Below are 25759 nucleotides of genomic sequence, written 5' to 3'. Positions count from 1 at the left end.
CGGCCCGTTCCTGGGGGATGTGGTGAGCGCTGACATCCTGATTGGATCATGGGTGATGTCGGCGGCATCGCATCCGACAAGTACCCGCGGGCGAGAACGGTGCAGGGCTACGGACCGTACGCCGCGGTGTCTCCAGCGCATTGTCTGCCAGCCCGGCTCCGGACATCAATGGCTGCTGGTGCCGGGTGGCCGACAGGTGGCTCCGATGACGCACCGAACACTCCCTCGGTGACCGCGTGCCTCCCGCCGCATCGTGACCCCGATCGACACCGCCAACGCAACACCGACTTCACGATGGACCATCCGGAGCGCCGGCTCGCGGCGGCGTACGACGGGGACCCGCACCATCACCTCGCGTTCACCGGGATCGGCCTCGACCCGGTGGACCTGTCAGGAGGGTTCGATCAGGGAGCGGTAGTCGGCGGCGCTCAGCGGATCACCGGTCAGGGTGCCGTCGCCGCGCGGGACCCTCAGCGGGCTGCCGTCGCGCTGGAACGTGACGGCCGCGATGTCGGGGCGGGCGGTCAGGGTGCAGACGATCTGCCCGTACGCGAGCACCTCGTCACTGCGCCCCGTCCCCTCGCCGGCCTCACTGATCGCGACGGTGGCCGTGGCCCCGCCGCGGGGCCGGGTCACGGTCAGCGCGGTGGCGGCCAGCGCCGTCGACAGGCCCCGCACCTGCTCGGCCGGGAGCGGCCCGGCGACCAGCAGGTCGAGCTGGCGTTGCGGGTCGAGGGCGGCGCCGGCGCGGCGTACGGTCCGCACGATCCGGGTGTCGCGGATCAGGCACAGCACCTGGGCGACCGCGCCGCCGGGTTCGGTGACGGAGGCCGACGGGGCGCTGTTCAGCGCCCGGCGCGGCAGCGTCACCGGGTGCGGCTCGTCCTGCGCGGGCACCCCGCAGGCGGCCAGCGGCAGCAGGAGGGCGAGAAGGGCGGCGAGGCGGCGTACGACACTCATGTCTGACTTCCCGGAAGGGTGAAGCGGAACCGCGCGCCGCCGCCGGGCCGCTCCCCGACGGTCGCGCCACCACCGTGTGCGGCGGCGTGCCCGGCGACGATGGCCAGTCCGAGGCCGGTGCCGTCGCCGTCGCCGCGGGCATGGGCGGCCGGGCCGCGGACGAACCGGTCGAAGATGGTCGCCCGGTTCTTCTCCGCCACACCCGGACCACCGTCGTCGACCTCCAGGAAGCCGGGGCCGACCCGGACGGCGACCGGCCCGCCGCCGTACCGGATCGCGTTGTCGATCAGGTTGCCGAGCGCCTGCTCGACCCGCCGCCGGTCCACCGACCAGGTCTCCGGCGTGCCCGGAACCACCTCGACGAGATCCGCGGGCAGGTCACGGGAACGGCAGACCCGCTGCGCGAGCTTCGGTACGTCCACCGCCTCCCGATGCGCCGGCTGGTCGGTGCGGGCCAGTTCCAGGAGATCGTTGACCAGCGCCTGGAAGCGGGCGATCTCGGCCGTGACCAGGCTGACCGCGGCGCCGGACCGGTCGTCGAGGCGGTCCCGGCGGCGGTCGAGCACGCTGGCCGCGGCCTCCAGGGTCTGCAACGGCGACCGCAGTTCGTGACTGACGTCGGCGGCGAACCGGCGGTCCCGTTCCAGACGGCGTACGAGCTGGTCGGCCATGTCGTTGAACGCGGCGGACAGTGGCGCCAGGTCGGGTTCGGTGTCCGGGTCGAGGCGGGTGGTCAGGTCGCCGCCGGCGATGCCGCGGGCCGCCTCGGCGACCGTGGTAAGCGGGCGCAGCGCGTGGCGGGTGACGTACCAGCCGACGGCGGCGCCGGCGGCGGCGACCATGATGGCGACGGCGGTCAGGACCAGGGCCAAAGTCTGCAGGGTACGTTCCAGCTCGCTCAGCGAGATGATCTCGTAGAAGACCGCCGACCCGCTCAACGGCACGCCCACGATCAGCGCCGGCTGCCCGTCCCGGCGGATGCGCTGGGCTCCCGCCGCCCCGGCGGTGGTCATCGCGTGCAGGCCGGCCGGCACGGCGGTGTCGGCGGCCGGGCCGGCGCTGCGCGAGTGCCACCGGCCCGCCAGGTACAGCAGCACGTAACGGTCCGAACCGGTGTCGAGGGACCGCAGCACGTCGAGGACGTCCGGGACGGTCCGGGCGATGCCGGCGTCGACCACCGCGGCGTCGTAGTAGGTGGCCCGCACGGCGGTCCGTTCCCGCTCGGCGAGCAGGGTGTTGCGGGTCGACTCGTACGACACCAGGCTCACGCACGCGGACAGGATCAGCGCGCCGAGGGCGAACGCGGCACTGACCCGGGCCCGCAGGCCGATCGGTCTCACGGCTGCAGCTTGTAACCCAGGCCGCGGACCGTCACCAGGTGCCGCGGGCTGCCGGTGTCCTCCTCGATCTTCTGCCGCAGCCGGCCGACGTGCACGTCCACCACCCGCTCGTCGCCGAACTCGTGGCCCCACACCCGCTGCAGCAGCTGCTGGCGCGACAGCACGAGGCCCGGATGGTCGGCGAGTTCGCACAACAGCCGGAATTCGGTACGGGTGACAGCCACCGGTTCGCCGCGCAGCCGTACCTCCCCCGCCTCCGGGCGCACCTCCAGATCCCCGAAGGCCAGCACCGACGTGGTGGGGGTCGCCGGTTGCGCCGCCGCCCGGGCCCGGCGTCGCAACGCCCGCAGCCGGGCCGCCAGCTCCTTCACCTTCACCGGCTTGATCACGTAGTCGTCGGCGCCCGCCTCCAGCGCGGCCACCACGTCATGGGTGTCGTCGCGGGCGCTGACCACCACGATCGGCACGTCGTCGTCGCGCCGCAGCCGCCGGATGCACTCGTAGCCGTCCATGCCGGGCAGCATCAGGTCGACGAGCACCGTGTCGGCCCGGTGCCGGCGCTGCGCGGCCAGGCCCTCCTCGGCGGTGGCCACCGCGTACGCCGTGTAGCCCTCGTCCTCCAGGGCCATGGTCAGCGACAGGCGGATCCGGTCGTCGTCCTCGATCAGCAGTACGGCACTCATGTCCCCATGATTCTCCGGCGCTCCCGGCAGCGATCGGGCGCGAGCGGCTCCTGAGCCGTTTGTCACGCGATTGTCACAGGTACGCCGGACATCCGCAGACCGCACCGGGCAGTCTGACCAGCGTCCCGCACGCCGAGGAGGTCGCCATGACCGGGCAGAGCCTGATCACCGCCGTGACCCTCGGCGCCGTCATCGGCCTCGCCGGCCGGATGGTGGCCTGCCGCGGGCGGGCCGTGCCGTGGTGGCTGCCGCCGGCGGCCGGGGTCGCCGCCGCCCTGCTGGCCACCGTCGTGGTCCGGATGGCGAACAGCGACCGCCCCGGCCCCACGTCCCTGGAACTGGTGCTGCAGGTCCTGTTCGCGGCCGCCGGCGTCACGATCGTGGCGATGACCGCCGACCGTCGTCCGGTCACCCCGGGCCGGGAGCGGGGCCGGAGCGGCCCGTGACGCCGCAACGGGGACAGCGGTGCGGCCCGATCGGCGACGGCGCCCCGGTCCAGCCGGCCCGGCTGACCACCGCCCAGAGGACCGCCCAGGAGTCGGGCGGGCAGTCGATGTCGGTGATCGCCGTACCGCAGGAGTCGCAGACCAGGGACAGCGTCTGACCTCCCGGGCCGGGTACTGCTGTCACTCGTCGCCTCCGGGCCGGTTGTCCTGGCCCCTACCGTGCCCACCGGGCATGGCAGACGTTCTGCGGATTCATGTCGTTCTCGTGACAGACCGCCGGGCACAGGTCAACCCCCGGCTGGTTCTCAGGGCTGTCTCACCCGTGCCGAGACAGCCCGGAGAACCAGCCGGATCCGATCAAGCCGCCCGCGGGCTCAACGCCCGGGTGATCGCCTGCGGCACCGTGTCGAACGTGGTGAACACCGCGCCGAGACGGCTCGCGTGCAGCACCGACACGAAGAACGGCGACGCCTCCGCCAGCAGCAGGTCACCGCCCTGACGGCGGGCCGCCTGCCGGGCCGCGATCAGGACCCCCAGCCCCACCGAGTCGACCGCGCCCACCTGCCGCAGGTCGACGATGACCCACGGGCACCCCGCGAGCGCCGTGTCGAGCGACTCCCGCAGCCCGGCCGCCACCGCCAGGTCGACATCGCCGATCACCCGGACCACCGAGGCCCCGGTCATGGCGTGCACCATGATCCGGGTGTGGCCCGTACCGTCCCTCTCGCTCCTGCCGCCGTCGTGCTCGCCGATGTCCGGAACGACCCGCATGATCACTCCTCACCATGTTTTGCGCCGACCCTGTGGATCAGGCTTAACATGACCGGACTACGGTCTTCCTACACGTCCATGACGAATGTGTGACGAGCCTTGGACGCGCGCCGTCGTCAGCGGGAGGCCCACCAGGTGGCGGGGGTCGCGGCGGTGAAGCCGAGAGACTCGTAGAGCGGCCGCCCCAGCCGGGACGCGGTGAGGGTGACGGGCAGGCCGGCCAGCGGGGCGAGGGAGCCCAGCATGACGGCACGGCCCACGCCACGGGAACGGAACGCCGCCGTCGTGGCGACCCAGTAGTGACTGCCGAACCCGTCGTGCACGACGCTGACACACGCGCCGGCCGGCACACCGCCGATCCGGGCCACGAACACGTCCACGCCCGGCTCGTCCAGCAGCGCCGGCGGGAACAGCTCACCGGGCCGGTGCGGCTCGAACCGGGTCAGCCCGAACGCCTCGATCACCGCCCGTTCGGCCGCCCACAGATCGTCCTCGTCACGGACCCGGACCACGTCGGCCGCCGGTTCGGCGACCGTGCCGGGCGGACGCAGCATCACCGGCATCTGCCAGGACCGCAGCCCCAGGTGATCCAGGTCGGTGGCGCTGAACGGGTCCTCGGCGTCGACCGGCCCCACGGCCTGCCGAACCAGATCGGTGATCTCGGCGATCTCCCCGGCGCCGAGATCGGGTTCCTGGATCAGGACGCGCAGCCCGGCCCGCTCGTCACCGGCGACGGCGAGATAGCCACGGCGGCTGACGACCCGGTGCCCACGGGCCCGGCCGGTCGCGGCCCAGAACGCGGCGGAATTGCGCGCCTGCCGCCGGGGCGCGTCATCGAAGGACGTGATCACGGCGCTGATCATCGCACCCGTCCGCGAGGTGCTGACCGTCGACATCTCGAGGCAGCTGCCCGGCGACCAGACCGGCCGTCTCCCGTTCCTCGCCGGACGCTTCGGGGTTCCGGTGGATCTCCCGGCGCAGCGCGATCAGGTCGTCGTCACGAGGGGTCACCGCTGGAGTCTGCGCACAACCGTCGACCCGTCGCACCCGCATTTCCACTGCCGGGAGGCAGCCGCGGGCGCGTTCGTCCACCGAGCCCTACCGGGCGGCGGCCGGTTCCCCGGACCGGCGGCCGCTGACCCGGCCGAACGCCACCGACATCAGGGCCGCGCAGGCCAGCAGCGCCAGGACGACGATCATCGCGGCACGCAGGCCGTAGTGCTCGCCGAGGAAACCGAGGGCCGGCGGGCCGACCAGGAAGGCGATGTAACCGACCGTCGCCACCAGGGAGACCCGGGCCGTCGGGTCGTCGCCGGAGTCGCCCGCCGCGGACAGCGCGACCGGGAACCCGAGGGCCGCCCCGAGACCCCACAACAGCACCGCCGCTCCGGCGACGATCTGGTTGTCGACGGCGACGACCAGGGCCACGCCGGCCGCGCCGATGACAGCGCTGGCGCCGAGGACGGCGGCCCGCCCGAACCGGTTCAGGAACCAGCCGCCACCGAACCGGCCGATCGTCATGGCGGCGGCGAAGGCCACGTACACCGCGGAACCCATCGCGGGCGCGAAACCGTGACCGTCGACCATGATCAGGGGCAGCCAGTCGTTGGCCGCGCCCTCGGCGAGCGCCATGGCGAGCACGATCACGCCGATGAGCAGCAGCACCGGTTCCCGCCACACCGGCCGGGACGGGGTCTCGGCGCTCACGGACCGGGCGCCGCGCGGTGTCCGGCCCAGGCCGGCCGGCAGGTACCGGGTGGCGGCCACCGCCACCGGGGCGCTGATCAGGCCGACGACGGCCAGGTGCCAGGGCACCGGGAACGCCACAGCGGTCAGGATCATGCCGATCGCCGCGCCGGCGACCGTGCCGAGGCTGAAGAAGCCGTGCATGGTGGGCAGCACGGCACGGCCGATGACCCGTTCGACGTCGGCGCCCTCGATGTTCATCGCCACCTCACCGCCGCCCATGCCCAGGCCGAACAGGAACAGCCCGGCCGCCACCAGCGGACTGCTCGACACCGCGGCGCCGAGCCCGATCAGCGGGGTGCTGAGCGCGGTCGCCAGGATGCCGGTGGCGACGACCGGCCGGGTGCCGAACCGGGTCACCACCGCGCCGGAGCTGAGGATGCCGATCATCGAACCGGCGGACAGGCCGAACAGGACGAGACCCATCTCGGCGGTGGACGCGCCGAGCAGGTCGCGGATGCCGGGGGTGCGCGTCACCCACGACGCGATGCCCAGCCCGGGCAGGAAGAACAGCGCGAAGAGCGCCTGGCGGCGGCGCGCGGTGGCGTGATCCATGGAGGCCTCCCTAAGTGCGTACGAACGTACACACTTTTCGGCTTCCCTAGAATGGGCGCGGACCGGCGGGCGAGGAGGATCACATGGGCGGATCCCGGCGGGTCGCCAACGACCCGCTCCGCAAACAGCGCATCCTCGAGGCCGCCCTCACCGTCATCGCCGAGCAGGGCGTGCACCGCACCACGCACCGCCGCATCGCCGCCGCCGCGGAACTGCCGCTGGGCTCGCTCACCTACCACTTCGACAGCCTCGACACCATCGTCGAGCAGGCGTTCCAGCAGCTCGCCGACTCGATGTCGGAGCGGTACAGCGCGGCCCTGACCGCGGCCGCCGACCAGCAGGCCGCCTGCGCCGCCGTCACCGACCTGATCTGCGGCGACCAGTACGCCACCCCGCGCGAACTGACCCTGCTGCATGAGATGTACGCCTACGCCAACCACAACGAAGCGGTCGCCGAGACGTGCCGGCAGTGGCTGGGCCGCAGCCGGACGACGCTGTCCCGGCACTTCTCCGCCCGCGCCTGCCGCGCCATCGACGCCCTGATCGAGGGCTGGCCGATGCACCAGGCGTGGGAGCACGAGCCCCTGGACCGCACCCTGGTCCACACCACGATCACCGCCGTCGCTCACGCCCTCCCCTGACCCCCGCTCAGCCGTCGCCCAACCCGCTCTCCATCACCCCAAAACCCACCTGAACGACGGCCCCCTCCCCCCAGCCGTCGCCCAACCCCGCTTCCGGCCTCCCAAAACCCGCCCCAACGACGGCCGACGACCCCAGCCGTCGCCCACCCCGGCCTCCGGCCTCCCAAAACCCGCCCCAACGACGGCCCACAACCCCAGCCGTCGCCCACCCCGGCCACCGACCCCCGGAAACCCGCCTGGGCGACGGCCGGCGGCCCGAGCCGTCGCCCAACCCGGCCACTGCCCACCCACCACCCGCCTGGACGACGGCCGGGCAACGGATCTTGGTTAGGGGGTGGTGACAGCGGGGAGAACCGGCCGGCACAGGAGTTCCACAGGCGGCGGCTCTATTGTGTTAGCGATAACACTGGAGGATGGGCGTGGAACAGGCAACGGTGGCCGGTCGCGGGGATCTCTACGGCGGGCAGACCCGCCGGGAGCGGGAGTCCGAGCGACGGGACCGGCTCGTCGCGGCTGCCGTGCGGCTGTTCGCCACGCTGGACTACGAGGACGTCACCGTCGCCGACGTGTGCGCGCGGGCGAAGGTGTCGAAGCGCTACTTCTACGATCACTTCGCCGACCGGGCCGATCTGCTGGCCGCCGTGCAGAAGGAGCAGAACGACTGGCTGCTGCGCCGGCTCGCGGCGGCGGTCCCGGAGCATCCGGCCGACGTCGCGGCGTTCCTGCGGCCGGTGCTGTCCGCGCTGGTCACCACGTTGCTGGAGGATCCGGAGCGGGCCCGGGCGGTCTACCTGAACGCGCCCCGCCGCGGCCTGTCGCGGGAGGAGGCGCGGATGTTCGGCGCGATGGTCCGGCCGCTGCTGGGCCCGCACGACGAGCAGTGGCTGGAGCGGACCACGCTGGCCCTGGTCGCCGGGCTCAGCGAGGTGGTGACCGCGTGGGTGACCGGCGGGATGACCGACCCGCCGGGCCCGTTGGCCGAGCATCTGACGTCGATCGCGACGGGGATGCTTCGCGTGTGTTGAGTCCGGGCGCGTACGCCGGCCGGACTCAACACACGCTGACGGGTCAGGCCCAGGGGGCGGCCAGGTTCCAGGTGCTGTCGGCGGTCAGGGTCTGCGGGCGGCCGAACCCGGAGCCGGCGCTGCCGGAGGCGATGTACGCCTGGGAGTCGAAGTGCCGCAGGAAGCTGCCCGGGATGTTCAGTGATTCCAGGGTCACCCCGGTTCCGGACAGTCCGGGCCGGGCGCAGAACGTGGCGTCGGCCGCGAACAGCGCCGACCCGTCGTTGCCCGCGAGCCGGATCCGGCTGTCGGCGTGCCGCAGGTACTGGCCCGGATAGTTGACCGATTCGAGCGAGTAGCAGGACGACTCGCCGAGCCCACGCCGTACGGTGAACGTCGCGTCCTGTTTGAGCAGCGCGCTGCTGCCACTGTTGACGACTTCGGTGGAGCCGAGGCCGCCGGCGTGCCGCAGGTACCGGTCGGTGTATCCCCACGTGGTCACCTGCAGCGACCGCCGCGCGTCGACGGGCAGTTGCACCGAGCTGCGCCACAGCGCCGGCGCGGACACGTTCCAGGTGGCGTCGGCCGCGAAGCTGCCGCCGGTGTCACCGTCGATGCGGGCGAGGGAGTTGGCGTGCCGCAGATACTTTCCGGGCTGGTTGGCGGCTTCCAGGGAGATGCCGCCGGCGGCGAGGCCCGGCCGGGCGCACCAGGTGGCGTCGGCCGCGAACGTGCCGCCGGTGTCACCGTCGACGCGGACCAGGCTGTCGGCGTGCCGCAGGTAGCGGCCCGGAAGGTTGACCGATTCGAACGAGTAGCAGCGCGGGTTCGACAATCCCGCGACGGTACGGAAGGACGCGTCCTGCCGCGCCCCGTCGCCACTGATCACGTCGGTTCGGCCCACCGAGTTCGCGTGCCGCAGGTGCCGGTCGGTGTAGCCGGGGGTGGTGACCTGGAAGGACCGCACGTGCCCGAGGACGAGCGGCACGGCGGCGTTCTGGTTGCGGGACGCCCGGATCAGATCGGTGTGGGCGGCCCGCACCAGGTTCGTGTCCACTTTCTGGATCCGGCGGTCGTACGTCAGGAGGCCGTTGTACTCCCCTTCGACGTCGGTGATCTCGGTGTACACGTACGCCGAAAGGCCTTTGACCGTCATCAGTTGCCGCACGTCCCGCACCATGCCGGTGTACCGGTCGTTGAGCTGCGCCGAAGAGGCGACCTGCTCGTAGGCGAAGAACTGCCCGTTGGGGCTGTACTCGTGGCCGGGCGTGCGAAGGCCGATGCCGCCGAACTCGCCGAGCACCGACACGCGGGTCGCCGACGGCAGGGGCGCGTCCGGGCCGGTGTAGACGTGCCAGTCGATGATGTCGCCGGTGCCCGGGTCCCCCTTGGAGGCGCAGCAGTTGTAGCCGGAGTGCGCGTCGACCAGGCGCGTCGGGTCGTAGTTCTTCAGGTCCCGGGTGATCCGCTGGGTGTCGGCGAGGTTCCACTCACCCCAGCCCTCGTTGAACGGCACGTACGTGACGACCGACGGGAACGCCCGGTGCTCGTCGATGATCTCCCGCGCCTCGGTCTCGAACTGGGCGATCTGCGCCGGCGTCCGGGAGGAGTCGGAGGCCGTGGTGGACGGGACGTCCTGCCAGACCAGCAGCCCGAGCCGGTCGGCGTGGTGGTACCAGCGGGCGGGTTCGACCTTGATGTGCTTGCGGACCATGTTGAAGCCCAGGTCCTTGTGTTTCTGCAGGTCGAAGGCGAGCGCCGCGTCGGTCGGCGCGGTGTAGACGCCGTCCGGCCAGAAGCCCTGGTCGAGGGTGCCGGCCTGGAAGACGAACTCGCCGTTGAGGGTCGGCCGCAGCACCCCGTTGACCAGTTTGGTGCCGACCTCGCGCATGCCGAAGTAGCTGGTCACCTGATCGACGGTGGCGCCGGCGCCGTTACGCAGCGAAACCCGCAGGTGGTAGAGGTACGGGTCGTCGGGCGACCACAGACGGGCGTTGGGTACGGGGACGGTGAACTCGGTGAAGCCACCGGTCGCGCTGCCCACCACGGTGCTCCCGGCGAGCGATTCGGCGAACACGCTGTGCCCACCCACCCCACCTCGGGTGAACACCCGCACCCTCACCGTCTTGTCCGAAATATTCGGATAAATGTCGACCGAGTAGATCGACGAGACCGGCGTCGGCTCCAACCAGACCGTCTGCCAGATACCCGAGCTGGGCGTATAGAAGATGCCGGACGGATTGTTCGTCTGCTTGCCCACCGGCTGCTTCTCGCCACGGCCGTCGGTCGGGTCGTAAACCCGTACCACGATCTCGTTCGTCCCGCCGTTGAGCTGCGGCGTGACGTCCACCTCGAACCTGTCGTAGCCGCCCCGGTGCGTGGTGACCTGGGTGCCGTTGACCCAGACGGTGGCCTCGTAGTCGACCGCTCCGAAGTGCAGTTGCACCCGCCGCCCGGCCCAGTTCTGCGGGACGGTGAAGGTGCGCCGGTAGAACATCAGGTCCCGGTCGTCGTTGCGCATGATCCCGGAGAGGGCGGACTCCACCGGGTACGGCACGAGGATCCGCTCCGGCAGGGTCTGCCCGAGCGGCGGGGCGGCGTTGCGGTCGGTGACGGACGGGTTGAGGAACTGCCATTCGCCGTTGAGCGACTGCCAGTCCGGCCGGGTCATCTGCGGGCGGGGATATTCGGGCAGCGGGTTGGTGGTGGAGACCTGGCTGGTCCAGGGGGTGGTGAGCGGCGGCGTCTTCGGGGTGACGGCCGCTGCCGGGGCGGCGGTGGCGACGAGCCCACCCGCTGCCAGTGCCAGCACCGACAGCAGGTGCGTGATGCGGTGGCGCATCGTGCTCCTTTCCAAGGGTGAGGGGACGGTCAGTGCACGCGGCGCAAGCGGTTGAGGAGGGTCTGCGCCACGACGACGAGGGCCAGGAACGCGCCGCTGATCACCTGTTGCCAGTTGCTGTTCAGGTCGCCGACCTGGTTGATCATGTTCTGGATGACGCCGAGCAGCAGCACCCCGGCGACGGTGCCGGCGATCGTGCCCGCACCGCCGGTCAGCAGGGTTCCGCCGATGACGACGGCGGCGATCGCGTCCAGTTCCATGCCGGAGCCCAGGACGGTGACGCCGGATCCGAGCTTCGCGGCGTTGACGGCGCCGGCCAGTCCGGCGAGCAACCCCGACAGGACATAGACCCCGATTTTCGTACGGCGGACCGCGATGCCCATGAGCGCCGCGGCGTCCTCGCTGCCGCCGACCGCGTACACCGACTGCCCGAATCGGGTCCGGGCCAGCACCAGCATGCCGAGCAGCACCAGGATCACCGCCGGCCACACCGGGTAGCCGACGCCGAGCAGCGAGCCGGTGCCGAGCCTGCCGAACGTGTCGTCGCGTACCAGGTAGGTGGTCGACCCCTCGTCGCTGATCGCCCGCATCAGGCCGCGTGCGCCGAGCAGCGCGGCCAGCGTGACGATGAACGGGGCCATCCGGGTGTACGCGATCAGCACCCCGTTGAGCACCCCGATCAGCCCGCACACCAGCAGCGGGACACCTACCGCGGCGAGGAAGCCGTACTGCGAGGCCCAGGCGGCGAGGACCCCGCCGAGCACGTACAGCGAGCCGACCGACAGGTCGATGCCACCCGTGATGATCACGAAGGTCATGCCGAGCGCGATCAGCATCGGTGGCGCCGCCGCGACCAGGATCGTCCCGGCATTGTCCAGGCTGCGGAAATCCGGGAACACCGCCAGGGCGACGAGCACGACCATGATCAGTACGGCGGGGGCGCCCTGCCGCTGCACGAGCCCGGCGATCCGGTCGGTGTGGTCCGCGCGGCCGGCACGGTCCACGGCCGGGACGGCGGTGGCCGTCGTCATCGCGTCTTCCTCTCACGGGCGACGTAGACGGCGACGAGGATGATGACGGCCTGCACCATCTCGGCCGTCGACGGGCCCAGGTCGTGTTTGATCATGGTGGCGATGACCAGCTGCATCAGCAGGGCGCCGGCCACCGTGCCGAGCACCTGCACCCGCCCGCCGGTGAGCGGGGTGCCGCCGACGACCACGGCGGTGATCGCGGACAGTTCGATGAGCAGGCCGATCGAGGAGGCGTCACTGGACTGGATCCGGGCCACCGACACCAGGCCGGCGATCGCGGCGAGCACCGCGCACACCACGTACACGGTGATCAGCACCCGGCGCACCGGCAGGCCGGCCAGTTCGGCGGCGGCCCGGTTGCCGCCGATCGCGAGCAGCCGGCGGCCGAGGACGGTCCGCCGCACCAGGAACGCGACGACGCCGGTGGCCAGGGCGGCGATCCAGACCAGCACCGGTACGCCGACCAGGTCGCCGGAGCCCAGGGCGAGGAAGTCCGGGTTGCGGACGTCCTTGAGCTGCCCGTCCGAGATCACCACGGCCAGGCCGCGGCCACCGACGAACACGGCCAGGGTGGCGACGATCGGCTGCAGGCCGACCCGGGCCACCAGGAAGCCGTTGACCAGCCCGACCACGACGCCGGCGGCCAGGCCGGCGGCGACCGCGGCGAGCACCCCGTAGCCGAGGTAGAGCGGGACCAGCGCGGCGGTCAGCGCCATCACCGAGCCGACCGACAGGTCGATGCCCTCGGTGCCGATGACCAGGGCCATGCCGAGCGCGACGATCACGATCGGGGCGACCTGGATGAGCTGGATCCGCAGGTTGCTCATGGTCAGGAAGTACGGGGTGAAGGCGGCGTTGTAGGCGATCAGGGCCACGATCGCGGCGTACACCCCGTACCGGGAAAGGTTTTTGATCCCGGGGGTCGAGGTGGCGGTGAGGGTGGTCATGAGCCGGCCTCCGCGGCGATGCTCGCCATCAGGTCCTCGGTGGTCACCCGGTCGCCGGTGAGGTGGGCGACGACAGTGCCGTCGCGCAGGACCACGACCCGGTCGGAGCCTTCCACCAGCTCCTCCGCGTCGGACGAGACCAGCACGACGCCGAGCCCCTCCCCCGCCAGCTCGTCGATCAGGTTCTGCACCTCGGCCTTGGCGCCGACGTCGATGCCGCGGGTCGGCTCGTCCAGCAGCAGCACCCGCGGGCCGGTGGCGAGCAGCCGGGCGAGGAGCACCTTCTGCTGGTTGCCGCCGGACAGGTCACCGACGCGCTGGTCCGGGCCGGACGCCTTGATCCGTAGCCGCCGCATGTACTCGGCGACCACCGCGTCGATCCGCGCGTCCGAGACCACGCCGAAGCGCGACATCCGCGGCAGGATCGCGAGGGCGATGTTGTCGCGCACCGACAGGCCGGCGACGATGCCCTCGGCCTTGCGGTCCTCCGGCTGTACCGCGATGCCGGCCCGGACGGCGCGGACCGGGTTCGGCCTGGGCAGCGCGGTCCCGTCCACCTCGACGGTGCCGCCGTCCACCGGGTACGCGCCGGCGATCGCCTTGACGGTCTCGCTGCGGCCGGCGCCGAGCAGCCCGCCGAGGCCGACGACCTCGCCGGGACGCACCGCGAAGGTGATGTCGTGCAGCCGGTTGCGGCTGGTCAGGCCGGAGACCTGGAGGACCGGGGCGGTGTCGTCGTCGGTGGCGTGGCTCCCGGCGAAACCGGTGTAGCCCTGCCGGCGCACCCGTGACATCTCCCGGCCGAGCATCATCGCGACCAGCTCGATGCGTTCCAGGTCGGCGAGGCGCCCGGTGTGCACGAGCTTGCCGTCGCGCAGAATGGTGACGGCGTCGCAGATCTCGTAGAGCTCGTCCATCCGGTGCGAGACGTAGACGATGCCGATCCCGCGCTCGTGCAGCTTGCGGATCACCGCGAACAGGGTCCGCACCTCACGCGGTTCCAGCGAGGACGTCGGCTCGTCCATGATGACCACCTTGGCGTCGACCATGACGGCCCGGGCCAGGGCGACCATCTGCTGGGCGCCGAGCGGGAGCGTGCCGAGCGGGCGGCGGACGCCGGCGGTCACCCCGTACTCGGCGAGGATCGTGCGGGCCTCACGTTCCATCCGGCGGCGGTCGATGATGCCGAGGCGGTTGCGCGGCTCACGGCCGAGGAACAGGTTCTGCGCCACGCTCATCAGCGGTACGAGGTTGACCTCCTGGTAGATCGTGGAGATCCCGGCCCGCTGGGCGTCCATCGGGGTGCCGAACGAGACCGGCTCCCCCTGGTACCGCACCTCGCCACCGTCCGGCCGGTACACACCGGTCAGCACTTTGATCAATGTCGACTTGCCGGCGCCGTTCTCCCCGACGAGCGCGTGCACCTCGCCGGCCCGCAGGGAGAACGACACCCCGTCCAGGGCGCGTACGCCCGGGAAGGTCTTGGTCACCTCGGTGACGTCGAGCAGAGCCATCAGTAGGCGCTGCCGATGTCCGATGTGGCGTTGCCGCTGTCGTACGCCCGGTCCGAGATGATGATGTCCTGGCCGACCGGCTTGCCGCCGAAGAAGTCCGTGGCGGTCTGGAAGGCGAGCGGGCCGAACCGCGGGTTCGACTCGATCACCGCGGAGATCCAGCCGTCGACGATCCCCTGGACCGCGCCCTTGGTGCCGTCGATCGACACGATCTTCACGTCGCCGGCCTTCTTGCCGGCGCCCTTGAGCGCGGTCACCGCGCCGAGGGCCATCTCGTCGTTCTCGCCGTAGATCCCGTTGATGTTCGGGTTCGACTGCAGCAGCTGCTCGGTGACCTTCTGGCCCTCCTCGCGGGAGAAGTTGCCGGTCTGCTCGAAGGTCACCTTGATCTCGGGGGCGATCTTCGCGATCTGGTCCTTGAACCCGGAGGTACGCAACGTGGTCACGTTGTTGCCGGGCGCGCCCAGCAGGATCGCCACCTCGCCCTTGTTGCCGAGCGCCTTCGCCATCTCGTCGGCGGCCCGCTTGCCCTGCTCGGCGAAGTCGGAGCCGATGAAGCTCAGGTAGTCCTTGCAGGCCGTCGCGTTGATCTTCCGGTCGATCGTGATGATCGGGATCTTCTTGGCCGACGCCTTGGCGAACACCGAGTCCCAGCCGTCGGAGTTCAACGGCGCGATCACCAGCAGCTGCACCCCGGAGTCGATCATCTGCTCGACGTCGCTGATCTGTTTGTTGAACTGGGAGTTCGCGTTCGCCGTCGTCAACTGGGTGATGCCCAGCCGGGCCGCCTCATCCTTGATCGACTGGGTCTCGGCGATCCGGAACGGGTTCGCCTCCTTCTCCGACTGGGAGAACCCGACCTTCGCCGTCGTGAGATCCACCTCTTCGCCGCCGAACTGCTCGCGGGTGCACGTCGCCGCGCCCGGGGCGGCCGGCTGCACCACCTGCGACGGCGCCGGGCCGGCCGCGGACGTGGTCGCGCCGCCGTCCTCGGACTTGGCGCAGGCGCCCATGCCGGCCAGGACGACGACGGCGCCGAGGAACACGGGCCACCGGTGGGTTCGAACACGCATAAGGGGCACTCCTTGACTGTTCGATGAGGACGAACCGCAGAGGACGCGGTTCACACATTCATCCACTGTCGAACTTTTTCTGTCAAGGACTTGCGAAGAAACCTAACTGAAACGAACATGTTCCTGATCGCCTGAGCTGCGCAAACAGGAATCTGAAGAAAACTGAGCCCCACACCCTGAGCACGTTCACATCCGCGCGGACCCCCACCCGGACGCAACCGAACGCACCCGAACATCGACCTCGGCCGCTCCACCCTGTCTTCCAGCGGCCACCCCCCTGGCGGCAGCCTTCCGCAGGGCTCGCGAAGATTCCTCGTGTGTGGAGTTCGGCCGCTATGCGCGCCCGAACTCCACACGCAAGCGTGACCGGCGCGGCGGTAGCGTTACCGGGGCCTGGAAACAGCCGGAAAGGCCGGCAGGAATTCATGCGCCGGAATCGAATCTCTCGCATCATGGCGATGGCCGGCATAGCGCTGATCAGCATTCCGGGAGTCGCCGTCGCGGCGAGCCCAGCATCCGCCGCCGTGCTGTCACCATGCCCTCCGAAGCCGGGCGACGACGCCTCGGAGCAGGAGAAACAGGACTACGCGGTGGCGCTCCACATGGGTTGTGAGCCGCCGAAACCGAAGCCCTGGTTCAAGAACAACTGCGGCATCGTGTCCTGTTCGAGCTATTACTCACGGCACGCGGTGAAGATCATCAACGAGGCGAATCAGGACATGGCGTTCTGGGATCTGGTCAAGGATGCCGGGGCCAGCATCGCGTGCGACAAAATCGCGAAGAAACTGCGCTGGAAACAGTCGGCCTATTGGTGCGCCGGCGCGGCCTTCAACGTCGCGCTGACCTTCTCCGTCACCTCCCGCACCAACAAGCACTGCCTGGAGTGATCAGCCGCCCGATCCCCGCAGGGTCTCGCCTTCGGTGACGGCCCGGCGTAGTTCGTCGACCAGGTCGTGCAGGGTCTTGTCGAGGCCGGCCTGGTCGGCGGTGGCGGCGTGGATCTCGGCGCGGATGTCGTCGACGAACGGCTGCCAGGCGTCGCGGGCCCGGCCGGTGCACTCGTCGACGAGCTGTTGCCGCTGGTCGGCGGCGGCCCGGCCGGCGCTGCGATGGGCGCTGTCGGCGCGGTGCCGGTCGACGAGCCGGGCCAGGTGGACGGCGACCGGCAGGAAGGCCTCGGCGGTGCCGAGATGCCGTCCCCAGGTCGCGGCGGTCTTCTTCGTGCCGGTCTCGGTGGCGACCTTCAGCGCGCCGATCAGCAGCGCTCCGACCGTGTCGAGGTGGTCGGCGACAGCGCCGGGCTCGGCCGGCTCGGACTCCAGGGTGGTGACCATGGCGGCGAAGCCGGACCAGTCGGGCCGGGCCCGATCCTGTTCCCCGGTCTTGCGGATCGCCTGCCGCAGCCGCTGCAGACGGGCCTCGTGCTTACGGAACCACTCGTCGAGCGCACGCTGGATCTCCGCCGGCGAATCATCGGACCGCCGCATCGCGTCGTCGACGAGACCGTCGAGGCCGGCGCGGGCGGCCCGGTCGAGGGTGTCGAGTTCGGTCTCCCACGAGGCACGGCGGGCGGCGCCGGTGGCGGCGACCGCGGCCCGTTCGGTGTACTCGGCCAGCTGGGCGCGCAGTTCGGTGACGGTCTCGTCGAGGACCGTCGTCCAGTAGCGGTGCGCGGCCGCCTGCCGCCACCCGGGCAGGCCGGACGGGGCGACCGCGGCGAGGGCGCCGGTCAGAGCCTGGATACCGTCCCAGTCACGGAACGGGTCCCAGGTCTCCCGGCCGAGCCCGGTGGCCGGTCCGGCGAGCTGGAACGGGTCCTGGGAGACCACGAAAACCGGGGTACGGTCGTCGAGCCGGAACTGGTCGCGCAGCTCACGGACCTTGTGGGCGGCGAGTTCCGCGTACCCCTCAGGGTCGTCCTCGGGGTTGACCCCGGCCTCGTCGAACCGGGAGACGACGAACCACAGCGCGCCCAGCGGCCAGCCGCGGTCGAGGAGTCTGCGCAGCTCGCCGTGTTCGGCGGTGGCCAGTTGCGGCGGCAGCACGACGACCCCGAGGTCGGTGAGCGCGACCGCCGTCATCGCCCGGGCGGTGTTGTTGCGGGCCCGGATGTCGGTGGCGCCGACGGCGAATCCGGGTGTGTCACGGATCGTGCAGCCGAACAGGTCCACCTCGCCGACCTCGAAGGTCTCGTGGCGGGCGCTGATGGTGAGCCAGCCGGGGACCTCGGCGCCCGCGTCGGCCAGCAGCCGGCGCAGCAGCGAGCTCTTGCCGGTGTCGTAGGAGCCGAACAGGGTCACCACCGGCCGCTCGTGCCGCGCGAACGCGTCCCACGCGGCGGTGTGCCGGCCGGCCAGGGAGCCGCCGGGCAGCCGTCCCAGCCAGTCCCGGACGGCATCGATGTCGACGGTCATTGCTTCCCTTCCGATGTGCCGATCAGGGCGGCCGCCACCTCGGCCCGCGCCGCTGCCACGTCCATCCGCGCCGTGATCGACGCGGCCCGTTCGAGGTGTTCGCCGAGCAGCGCCTCGAGCTCCCGGGTCAGCCGGGCGAGGTATCCGGCGGGCCCGTCGCCCTGCTCGCCCTGCAGGATCTGGGCGGCGATCCCGGCGGCCGCCTCGTCGATCTCCCGCGCCGCCGCCTTCTGCTGGTCCTCGTGCTTGCCGGCCTTGCGGATGTCACCGACCATCGACGCGACGTCCACGGCGGCGGCGACCGCCCCGAGCACGATGCTCGCCCTGGCGACGGTGGCGCCGCCCTTCACCGCGCCCCACGGTTTGAAGTTGTGGCCGAGCTGCTTGCCGATCGCGTAGACCGCGTCCCGGTTGCCGAGGGCCTTCGCCAGCGACGCGGCGGCCCCGGCGACGTTGCCGGCGTTCTGCGTCAGGTTCTCCCGCCAGGTGGCGCCGTGCGCGGTGAACTCGGCGGCGAACGCGGGCGTCACCTGGAAGTCGGCGGCGCGCATCTCCCGGCCGATCGCCGACAGGTGGTCGCCGTGCCAGTCGTCGAGCCGGCGGGCAGCGTCGGCGAGGTAGCGTTCCAGGTCGGCCTCGAACTGCGGGGTCTTCCACCAGGACCCGACCAGGTCCTCGAGTTTCCGGGCGTTCCTGCGGTCGAGTTCGGCGACGGCGGCCTTGGCGGCGACCACGTGCCGGTCCACCAGGCGGTGGGCGTCCTCGCGCAGGATGCCGTCGATCAGCACGGCATCCTTCACCGCGTCCCGAAGGGTATCGATCACCGGTTCGCCGCGGTGCAGTTCCCGCGTACCGTCGCGGTGCTCCTGAACGAGGGCGTCCCGGTGGCGTTCGAGGGCGGTGACCGCCGCGCCGAAGGCGGCCGACGTGGCCGCGTCCGTCAGCTGCTCGCCGGAGAGCCCGGCCAGGGTCCCGGTGAGGGCGGCCACGCCGTCCCACAGCCGGTTCTCGTCGAAACCGGCCGCTCCCGCCGACGTCGCCGCGCCGACCTGGCCGAACGGGTCACCGGCCAGGCAGTGGATCCGGTCGAGGCCGATGTCGGCGGACCGGGTGGCGAGGGCGGCCCGCAGCTCCTCGCGCTTGCGGTGCTGCAGGTTGCGGAAGGCCTCCGGTTCCGTGAACGGGTCCACGCCCAGTTCGTCGCACCGGTTGATCAGGAACAGCGTCGCCGGGCGGCGGGCCAGGTCCTCCAGGGCCGTCGTGTCGCCGACCAGCAGGTTGACGTTGACGACGACGAGGACCAGGGCCGCCTCGGCGATCGCCGCCAGCGCGGCGGCGTCGTGCCCGGCCTCGCCGCTCTGCAGGCCCGGGGTGTCCACGAGGTCGAGGTGAGGCAGCTCGTAGCGGTTCGCGGCGGTGGTCGCGGGCGCCGCCCGGATGTCGAACGCCCACGGTCCCGTGTGGTGATTTCGGCCGTCCATCGCGCCCGAAATCAACACACCCGGGGTTTGCCGGTCGGCGTCCACCAGGATCCGGCGGATCAGCGACGATTTGCCGGAGTTGTAGTCACCGAGCACGGCGAGCGCCGGCCGGGCCCCGGCGACCCGCCGGAAGGTGCCCACGATGTCCCGCAGGGCCGGGTCGTGGCGGGCGGCGTCCTCCAGGCGGGCACGCCAGCCGGGGATGCCTGACGTGTCCCAGGCCCCGGCGAGCACCCGGGCCAGCCGGTCGCGGTCCTGTTGCTGGAAGGCCGCGTACGCCTCCCGCACCGCCGGGTCGACCGGCGCCGGCTGGTGATCGGCGGCGGTCTCCAGCCAGTCCTCGCCCAGCAGCTCTCCGGTCCGGTGCCGGGCCCGGTCCATGACGCCGGTGATCGCGGGCGCGGGGCTGATCGCCGCGGCGGAGGCCCGCACCCCGTCGATCAGCCGCAGGGTCCGCCGGTGAGCCGCCCGGCTGTCGACGGCGGCGCGCAGCGACTCGGCGACCGCGGGCCCGAGCAGCGTCCACGCGGCGGCCCGGCTGTCCCGGATCAGCGCGTCCTCGGCCTCGTCGAAGGTCTGATCGACCGCGCGGTGCCCGTCCGCGATGGCCTGGGCCCGCGCCTTCCGGGCCTGTTCGGACTTCTTGTCGGTGATCTTCTTGCCGAAGTGCTGCTGGATCTGACCGGCGATCCCGACGCCGGCGGCGGTCGCGGCGATCACCCAGCCGATCGGGTTCGACAGCAGCGCCGCCACCGCGGGCACCGCCAGGGCGCCCAGGCCGACCACGATGCCGGAGCCGCGGACCACGTCACCGGCCACACCGGCGCCCTCGCCACCGAGGATGGTCGCGGCGTGCGACACCGCCAGGCTCCCGCCGGCGGCCCCCTGATCCACCGCGATCGCGAGCTCACGCTGCAGGAACGCCCGGCGGTCCGCCCACACCGACGCGACGGCGGCGGCCACGGCGTCCGGATCGAACACGGTCGCGGTGAACGTCTCCTGGTCGATGGTGCGCTGCTCGTCGAACGCCGTCCGGATCAACTCGTCGACGGCGGCTTTCGCCTGCCGGCGGGCTCCGGCGAGATGCGATGCGGCGAGGTGACGGGCGAAGCGGTCCAGGGCGCCTGTGACAGGTGCGGTGTACGGGCGATCCCGCGCCTGCTCCGACACCTCGACCAGTTCGGTACGTTCGTCACCCTCCGGGTACCCGAGCAGCGCGAACAACGACTCCGCCTCGCGTTCCCGCGCCTCCGCGTCCTGTTCCAGCCCGGCCGCCCGCTCCCCCAGCTCCGCGATCCCCCGCCGGCACCGGGAGCGCAGGTCCTCCCGCAGCGCCGCCAGCCGCAGATCCGCGCCCCCTTCGGCGATCGCGTTGACGATCAGCCGTTCCAGGGTCCCGAAGTTCGACCACCGGTCCAGGTACTCGACGCCGAACTGCTCCCGCTGCCGGTGGAACCCCTTCTGCAGCGGGTCCGGCCCGTGGAACGGGGTCGCGGCGCGCGCGAACAGCGCCCGCTGGCTGTGGATCGCGACGACCGGCGTGCCGGGCAGGCCGATCCGGGCGAGCTGCGCGCTGATGTTGCCGGCGTGCTGGCGCACCGGTTCGGCCAGGTTGCGGCGCAGCGCCGGAGCGACCCGGGCCGGGTGCCGCCACATCGGGTTGCGGACGTTGAGCACCGCCACCACCGGTTTCCCGTGCTCCCGGATCCAGGCGGCGATCTTCGCGAACTCCATCTCCTGCTGCGCCTGGGTGTCGAAGCACAGCAGCACCACGTCGGCGATCTCGACCGCCCGGCGGGCCTTGGCCTCCAGGCCGGCACGGCTCTCGGTCCGCCCCCAGCCGTTGATCCCCGGGGTGTCGTAGAGCCGGCAGTCACGCCACTCGATCGGGCGCACCTCGGTGGTCCAGTCGTTGTCGCCGGGCGATACGTACTCCCCGTCGAGGCGGCCGAACGTGGACAGCAGGGTGCTCTTGCCGACCCCGGTCCGCCCGAAGAACGCGATGTTGAACCGGCCGAGCGACTCCCGCTCCCGCTCGAGGTGCCGCCGCAGATCGCCGGGGAACCGCCGGACGGCCTCGTCCGGCTCGTCCTCGAAGACGCCGGCCAGCTCGGCCGTGATCGCGTCCAGAAGGGTCAGTTCCGCCCGTCCGTGCTCGACTGCCGCGCGCACGGCCTCCTCGAGCGACACCGCATCTGTCGTCACGTCTCACAGCCTCCGGATGGCATCGCCGGGGGCGATCGTACCTCCCATGATCACGCGGGCGTTGAGGCCGCGCAGCCGCAGCTCCTTCGCCTCGTCGGTCCAGACCAGCTTGTGGGCGTCCCGGCCGAACCGGGTGGCGAACTTGGCGCAGCCGGTGTGCGGTTGCTCGGTCACCTCGATCACCGCGTGGTCGCCGATGGCCAGTCGGGAACCGGCCGGCAGCGCGTCGAAGCTGATGTCGAGGTCGACGTAGAGCTGGTCACCGGCGAGCGCCCAGGCGTCCCGGTCCGGTCCGGCGATCAGCTCGGTGAACCGCGCGTTGATCACGTTGAGCTGCATGTCCGGGTGCGGGCTCCGGTCCGGCGTCCGGGAGCTGGGCCGGGTGCTCCAGCTGTCGCCGACCAGGCCGGCCTCCCGGTCCAGGACGGCTTCGGCCAGCACCTCCCGGGTGCCGGGGGTGGGCCGGCGCACGGCCAGCTCCAGGGTGCCGGCCCCCTTCGGGGCCTGCCGCACGACGTGCAGCCCGTCCATGATCTCGTCCAGCGAGCGATGCCTGACGGCGATGGTGTCATCCACGAACGTGATCGTGCTGGACGCACGCAAGCACTGTCTATTCGCAGGGCTCGAAGGCGTTGGTGATGTACGTGACCCGGCCGGAGCCGTCCTGGTGGTCGCCGGCCCACCGCATCGACGGCTCGGCCGCCGTGGTGATCCAGTACTTCTGGAACACCGCGTCCCAGTCCACCGTGGCCCTGGGGATCGCCCGCCGCGCCGCGACGACGGTGGTCGCCGTGGTGACGCCGTGCGGCAGGCGCACGCGCGGCGGGATCCGGCCCTCGCCGACGGTCCAGCCGACGAGCCGTCCCGCGCCGGCGGCCGGTTCCAGGCTCACGGTGAGGGAACCCCAGGTGAGGGTACGGCGTGGCCCCGCCGCCGGGTCGAACTCGCAGCCCTTGCCGGCCCACACCCGGTTCGGCGCGCCCAGCGTCCGGCGCAGCATGCGTTCCGCGGCGCGGGCCGAACCGCCGACGGGGATGCCGCCGACCGCCGCCGGGGTGAGCCACAACGCGGCGGGCCGGCTGGGCGCCGGGACGGTCATCAGGCCGGCGACCAGTGAGGCCAGGCTCAGGCCGAGGGAGAACACCGGATCAGTACTCCTTCTTGATCACGACGTAGGGCATCGGATCACCGTAGCCGCGGCGGCGCAGCGAGGCAGGCGTCTGACCGAACGCCCCCCGAAAGGTGCGACCGGATCACGGGCAGGGGCCGCCACCGCAGACGTCGATCACCCGGCCGGTGAGCAGGAACGCCGCCTTCTGCTGCTGGGCGCCGGGCTGGGCGCGCGGGAACTCGTGCGGGTCCGGCCCGTACTCCGGTCCGCTGGGAGCCAGGTTGACCGGCGGTGGCGCGTACGCCTCGCCGCTGTTCCACACCACGATCGCGGAGCCGCGGTACGGGTGGGACCGGATCCGTTCGATGCCCCAGAACGGGACCACCTCGTCGGACCAGCCCGGAGCCAGCGCCGGCCGGTGCAGGCGCGCGCCGATGGTCCGGGCCTGCACCTGCGCGGCCGCCGGGGACACCTGATGGTCCCCGAACGCCACGTGCATCAGCACCTGGTGCGCGGGCGTGCCGGGCAGCGGGCGCGCGGTCAGGTGCTGGGCGTACCCGTTGGCCTCCCCGCGGTCCCACAGCATCTGCAGCAGCCCGAAGATGATCTGCTGATCGGCCTTGTCCGGGTAGGACCGGTCCAGGAGCTGCTGGAACGGCGCGAACGCGGTGCTGCGCTGCAGCAGGGTGCTGTAGTTCATCGCCGGCACCCCGAGCACCGACCGGGTCCAGTCCTGCGCGATCGCGGTCAGCGCACCCCCGTTGATGCCGCCCTGGCTGTTGCCGTCGTAATACAGGCCACCCCGGCGGTCGAGCAGGCTGCGCCCCTGCCCGTCCTGGAACGCCGGATGATCCCCGAACCCGCCGGTCGCCAGCATCACGCGGCCGAGGAAGAGGAAATTCAGAAAGCTCTGCTGCAACCGATCGGGTACGGCGGGGAAGCTGCTCAGATCACTCCAGGTGCCGGTCACGTACGGGATGTCCGCCGCCGACAGCCCGATCCAGCTGGTCGCGCAGAACAGGAACCGGTGGTCGTACGCCATCTGTTTGACGTTCCCGGCGTTGATCTCGGTCGGTGCGCCGAGCAGCCCGTGCCCGTAGAGCGACAGGTGCGCCGGACGGTCCGCGGCCGTGCCGCGCGGGATGTTGCAGACGAAATCGGCGGCGTACGTCGTCCCGGACGCCACCGGCAGGTCCCCGCCCGCCCCGTAGTGCAGCCGCGAGCCGGGCCCGCCCGTGCCGGTCAGATAGCTCGGCACCGTGACCGTGCCGCGCACCTGACGGGCGATCCGGGCGTCCTGCTCCACGGTGTAGTCGGTGACCTGCCCGACGGTGAACGCCGGCGCGGCCCGCCCGAGCCCGGCGAACGCGTCGTCGCGCATCCGCAGCACCCGCCCGGTGAGCCCGTCCCGGCTCGCGACGGTGAAGGCCCACGCCTTCGGCGCGGGGATCCTCTGCCCGGTACGGTCCCGCAGCCCGCGCAGCACGACGGCGTACCGGGTGGCCTCGCTCAACGCCACCGCCGGCCGGATGATGAGCAGCTGCCGCTCCGGTGTGGCGGCGGCGTGCGCGTCGAGTTCCGCCCAGTACGGTGTCCGCTGCCCGGTCCGCGTGTTCAGCAACAGGATCGGCGCGTCCGGTCGCAGCGACCGGCCGATGTCGGTGACCGGCGCGATCCCGCTGGCCACCGGGTCGAGACCGGGCACGTGCGCCAGGATCGGCGTGCCCGGGCTGAACCCGTCCTGCCGGTTCCACTCCGCCGGATCGATCGGCGCCCCGGCCACGTTCGCGGGCAGCGCGCCGGGCGGGAAGTGCACCCGGCGCCCGGTCGGGCTGCCGGGGTCCGCGACCGTGAACCGGTCACTGGGAAACGGCAGCAGCCCGTCGGCCGCCTGTTCACCGGAGGCGACGGCGGCGCTGGACGGCACCGCCCCGGCCAGCACGGCGAGAACCACGAGCAGAATCCGGCGCCACATGGGAGACCCCCTGACGGCCATCGAGGACAGTCTCTGTCTACGCCTCCGGAGGGCGCTTCTCAAGGCCGGAGGGCCCGGAGCGATCACCGATCGGATACCGTCCCGGACATGACGCAACTGCTCCACATCACCGAACGCGCGAGCTGGGAGGCCGCCCTCGAGTCGGGCTCGTACCGCACGTCGACCCGCGGCGTCTCCCTGGAGGAGCAGGGTTTCATCCACTGTTCCCTGCCGCACCAGCTGCGCGCCGTCGCCGAGTCCTTCTACGCCGACGCGGACGACCTGGTGGTCCTGGTCATCGACAGCGACCTGCTCGGCGTACCGCTCAAATACGAGGCCCCCGAGCCGGGCGCCGACGAGTTCCCGCACATCTACGGCCCCCTCCCGACCACCGCCGTCCGCGAGATCATCCCCGTCGACCACGACCCCGACGGCCGGATGCTGCTTCCCGAATAGCGCTTGCGGGAGCGGCCGGGGCGGCGGGCTTTCACAGCCCTCTGCACCACTCGACACGACCGGGGCGGCAGATCCGCCTCCAGCGGGTGACTTCGGTGACCAGCGGCCCGGCCAGTGGGTATGGCGGCGGCATGGGCATGATGACTGGCAGTCGGTGGCGTCGCGGTGTGGTCGGTCTCCTTCTGGCGCTACCGATGACGGTGACGGCAGGCTGCAACGAGCGGACCTTGGTCGCCGCCCACAGCCCGGACGAAACCACGAGCGGCCTGGACTCGCACGCCCGCGAGGCGTGTGCGGAGCTTCGTAACGGCTGGCGGCATGCCACTGACGCGCCAGGACGGCTCCTTCTCGCCGACGCGGTCGGACGGCCGGCGCGACGCAGCGACAACACGCCGATCGCGGAGAGCTCGGCAGCGATGGGACGCAGCGCCAAGGACGGCAACCCGGCCTGGCGTGCCGCAGTGGCCGACATGCGACAAGCTTGCGGCCAGGCGCCGCCGTCGAGCAGCGAACGACCGGTACTGCCGGTCACCGGGTGAGCCTCGGCTGTACGGGCCGGCTCAC

General features: G+C 71.9%; 24 protein-coding genes. 7 read left to right on the top strand and 17 right to left on the bottom strand.

Features of this window, described 5'->3' with window-relative positions; all coding sequences use genetic code 11:
- Positions 1–390: 390 nt before the first annotated feature.
- The 3 genes from ACZ3II_RS41005 to ACZ3II_RS40995 are packed head-to-tail and all read right to left on the bottom strand — an operon-like array spanning position 391 to position 2983.
- Complete coding sequence (locus tag ACZ3II_RS41005) at positions 391–960, bottom strand: GerMN domain-containing protein (protein ID WP_465525810.1); 570 nt, start codon at positions 958–960, stop codon at positions 391–393.
- Positions 957–2300, bottom strand: coding sequence for a sensor histidine kinase (locus ACZ3II_RS41000; RefSeq protein ID WP_465525808.1), 1344 nt, complete (start codon positions 2298–2300; stop codon positions 957–959). Before ACZ3II_RS41000 ends, ACZ3II_RS41005 begins: the two co-directional genes overlap by 4 nt.
- The gene (locus tag ACZ3II_RS40995; protein ID WP_465525806.1) at positions 2297–2983 is read right to left on the bottom strand and encodes a response regulator transcription factor; all 687 of its coding nucleotides are present in this window, start codon (positions 2981–2983) and stop codon (positions 2297–2299) included. Before ACZ3II_RS40995 ends, ACZ3II_RS41000 begins: the two co-directional genes overlap by 4 nt.
- A gap of 146 nt (positions 2984–3129) precedes the next feature.
- Here ACZ3II_RS40995 and ACZ3II_RS40990 point away from each other — a divergent pair, with 146 nt between their 5' ends.
- Entirely contained in the window at positions 3130–3429 is a 300-nt protein-coding gene (locus ACZ3II_RS40990) for a hypothetical protein (RefSeq protein WP_465525804.1), read from the top strand.
- Positions 3426–3587, top strand: a complete 162-nt coding sequence (locus tag ACZ3II_RS40985) for a hypothetical protein (RefSeq protein WP_465525802.1) — start codon at positions 3426–3428, stop codon at positions 3585–3587. The genes ACZ3II_RS40990 and ACZ3II_RS40985 overlap by 4 nt, the downstream gene beginning before the upstream one ends.
- 199 nt (positions 3588–3786) lie before the next feature.
- Here ACZ3II_RS40985 and ACZ3II_RS40980 read toward each other — a convergent pair whose 3' ends face one another.
- The 4 genes from ACZ3II_RS40980 to ACZ3II_RS40965 form a co-directional block, all read right to left on the bottom strand.
- Positions 3787–4200: an STAS domain-containing protein gene (locus ACZ3II_RS40980; protein ID WP_465525800.1), complete on the bottom strand. Its 414-nt coding sequence runs from the start codon at positions 4198–4200 to the stop codon at positions 3787–3789.
- A 116-nt stretch (positions 4201–4316) separates the two neighbouring features.
- A complete protein-coding gene (locus tag ACZ3II_RS40975) occupies positions 4317–5051 on the bottom strand; it encodes a GNAT family N-acetyltransferase (protein ID WP_465525798.1) in 735 nt (244 codons plus the stop codon).
- A complete protein-coding gene (locus ACZ3II_RS40970) occupies positions 5032–5211 on the bottom strand; it encodes a hypothetical protein (RefSeq protein ID WP_465525797.1) in 180 nt (59 codons plus the stop codon). Before ACZ3II_RS40970 ends, ACZ3II_RS40975 begins: the two co-directional genes overlap by 20 nt.
- A gap of 87 nt (positions 5212–5298) precedes the next feature.
- Positions 5299–6501 (bottom strand): MFS transporter, encoded by a 1203-nt coding sequence (locus tag ACZ3II_RS40965; RefSeq protein ID WP_465525795.1) that lies wholly within the window; start codon positions 6499–6501, stop codon positions 5299–5301.
- An 83-nt stretch (positions 6502–6584) separates the two neighbouring features.
- Between ACZ3II_RS40965 and ACZ3II_RS40960 the strand changes: the two genes are divergently transcribed.
- The gene (locus tag ACZ3II_RS40960) at positions 6585–7142 is read left to right on the top strand and encodes a TetR/AcrR family transcriptional regulator (protein WP_465525793.1); all 558 of its coding nucleotides are present in this window, start codon (positions 6585–6587) and stop codon (positions 7140–7142) included.
- 419 nt (positions 7143–7561) lie between these two features.
- Positions 7562–8167: a TetR/AcrR family transcriptional regulator gene (locus ACZ3II_RS40955; RefSeq protein WP_465525791.1), complete on the top strand. Its 606-nt coding sequence runs from the start codon at positions 7562–7564 to the stop codon at positions 8165–8167.
- 43 nt (positions 8168–8210) lie between these two features.
- Here the strand turns inward: ACZ3II_RS40955 and ACZ3II_RS40950 are convergent, their stop codons facing one another.
- Genes ACZ3II_RS40950 through ACZ3II_RS40930 form a run of 5 tightly spaced genes read right to left on the bottom strand, consistent with a single transcriptional unit; the run spans position 8211 to position 15553 of the window.
- On the bottom strand, positions 8211–10988 hold the full coding sequence (locus tag ACZ3II_RS40950; protein ID WP_465525789.1) for an AbfB domain-containing protein: 2778 nt from the start codon (positions 10986–10988) through the stop codon (positions 8211–8213).
- 29 nt (positions 10989–11017) lie between these two features.
- Positions 11018–12019 carry an ABC transporter permease gene (locus ACZ3II_RS40945; protein WP_465525787.1) on the bottom strand — a complete coding sequence of 334 codons (1002 nt, stop codon included), beginning with the start codon at positions 12017–12019 and terminating at the stop codon, positions 11018–11020.
- Complete coding sequence (locus ACZ3II_RS40940) at positions 12016–12966, bottom strand: ABC transporter permease (RefSeq protein WP_465525785.1); 951 nt, start codon at positions 12964–12966, stop codon at positions 12016–12018. The genes ACZ3II_RS40945 and ACZ3II_RS40940 overlap by 4 nt, the downstream gene beginning before the upstream one ends.
- Complete coding sequence (locus ACZ3II_RS40935; protein WP_465525783.1) at positions 12963–14480, bottom strand: sugar ABC transporter ATP-binding protein; 1518 nt, start codon at positions 14478–14480, stop codon at positions 12963–12965. The genes ACZ3II_RS40940 and ACZ3II_RS40935 overlap by 4 nt, the downstream gene beginning before the upstream one ends.
- The gene (locus ACZ3II_RS40930; RefSeq protein WP_465525781.1) at positions 14480–15553 is read right to left on the bottom strand and encodes an ABC transporter substrate-binding protein; all 1074 of its coding nucleotides are present in this window, start codon (positions 15551–15553) and stop codon (positions 14480–14482) included. The genes ACZ3II_RS40935 and ACZ3II_RS40930 overlap by 1 nt, the downstream gene beginning before the upstream one ends.
- A gap of 362 nt (positions 15554–15915) precedes the next feature.
- Here ACZ3II_RS40930 and ACZ3II_RS40925 point away from each other — a divergent pair, with 362 nt between their 5' ends.
- Positions 15916–16440, top strand: coding sequence for a hypothetical protein (locus ACZ3II_RS40925; RefSeq protein WP_465525779.1), 525 nt, complete (start codon positions 15916–15918; stop codon positions 16438–16440).
- Here ACZ3II_RS40925 and ACZ3II_RS40920 read toward each other — a convergent pair whose 3' ends face one another.
- From ACZ3II_RS40920 to ACZ3II_RS40900, 5 genes are all read right to left on the bottom strand, one after another.
- Positions 16441–17967, bottom strand: a complete 1527-nt coding sequence (locus tag ACZ3II_RS40920; protein WP_465525777.1) for a GTPase domain-containing protein — start codon at positions 17965–17967, stop codon at positions 16441–16443.
- Positions 17964–21653 (bottom strand): GTPase, encoded by a 3690-nt coding sequence (locus ACZ3II_RS40915; RefSeq protein WP_465525775.1) that lies wholly within the window; start codon positions 21651–21653, stop codon positions 17964–17966. Before ACZ3II_RS40915 ends, ACZ3II_RS40920 begins: the two co-directional genes overlap by 4 nt.
- A 3-nt stretch (positions 21654–21656) precedes the next feature.
- Positions 21657–22229: an MOSC domain-containing protein gene (locus tag ACZ3II_RS40910; RefSeq protein WP_465525773.1), complete on the bottom strand. Its 573-nt coding sequence runs from the start codon at positions 22227–22229 to the stop codon at positions 21657–21659.
- A gap of 34 nt (positions 22230–22263) precedes the next feature.
- A complete protein-coding gene (locus ACZ3II_RS40905) occupies positions 22264–22797 on the bottom strand; it encodes a hypothetical protein (protein WP_465525771.1) in 534 nt (177 codons plus the stop codon).
- Between the two features lie 109 nt (positions 22798–22906).
- The gene (locus tag ACZ3II_RS40900; RefSeq protein WP_465525769.1) at positions 22907–24739 is read right to left on the bottom strand and encodes an Ig-like domain-containing domain; all 1833 of its coding nucleotides are present in this window, start codon (positions 24737–24739) and stop codon (positions 22907–22909) included.
- A gap of 108 nt (positions 24740–24847) precedes the next feature.
- Here ACZ3II_RS40900 and ACZ3II_RS40895 point away from each other — a divergent pair, with 108 nt between their 5' ends.
- Positions 24848–25195, top strand: a complete 348-nt coding sequence (locus tag ACZ3II_RS40895) for a DUF952 domain-containing protein (protein ID WP_465525767.1) — start codon at positions 24848–24850, stop codon at positions 25193–25195.
- A gap of 95 nt (positions 25196–25290) precedes the next feature.
- A complete protein-coding gene (locus ACZ3II_RS40890; RefSeq protein WP_465525765.1) occupies positions 25291–25734 on the top strand; it encodes a hypothetical protein in 444 nt (147 codons plus the stop codon).
- Positions 25735–25759 lie beyond the last annotated feature (25 nt).

The organism is Actinoplanes sp. NPDC019969 (assembly GCF_055562375.1).
The sequence above is the reverse complement of the archived record's forward strand: the minus strand, read 5'-3'. Positions and strand labels throughout refer to the sequence as shown.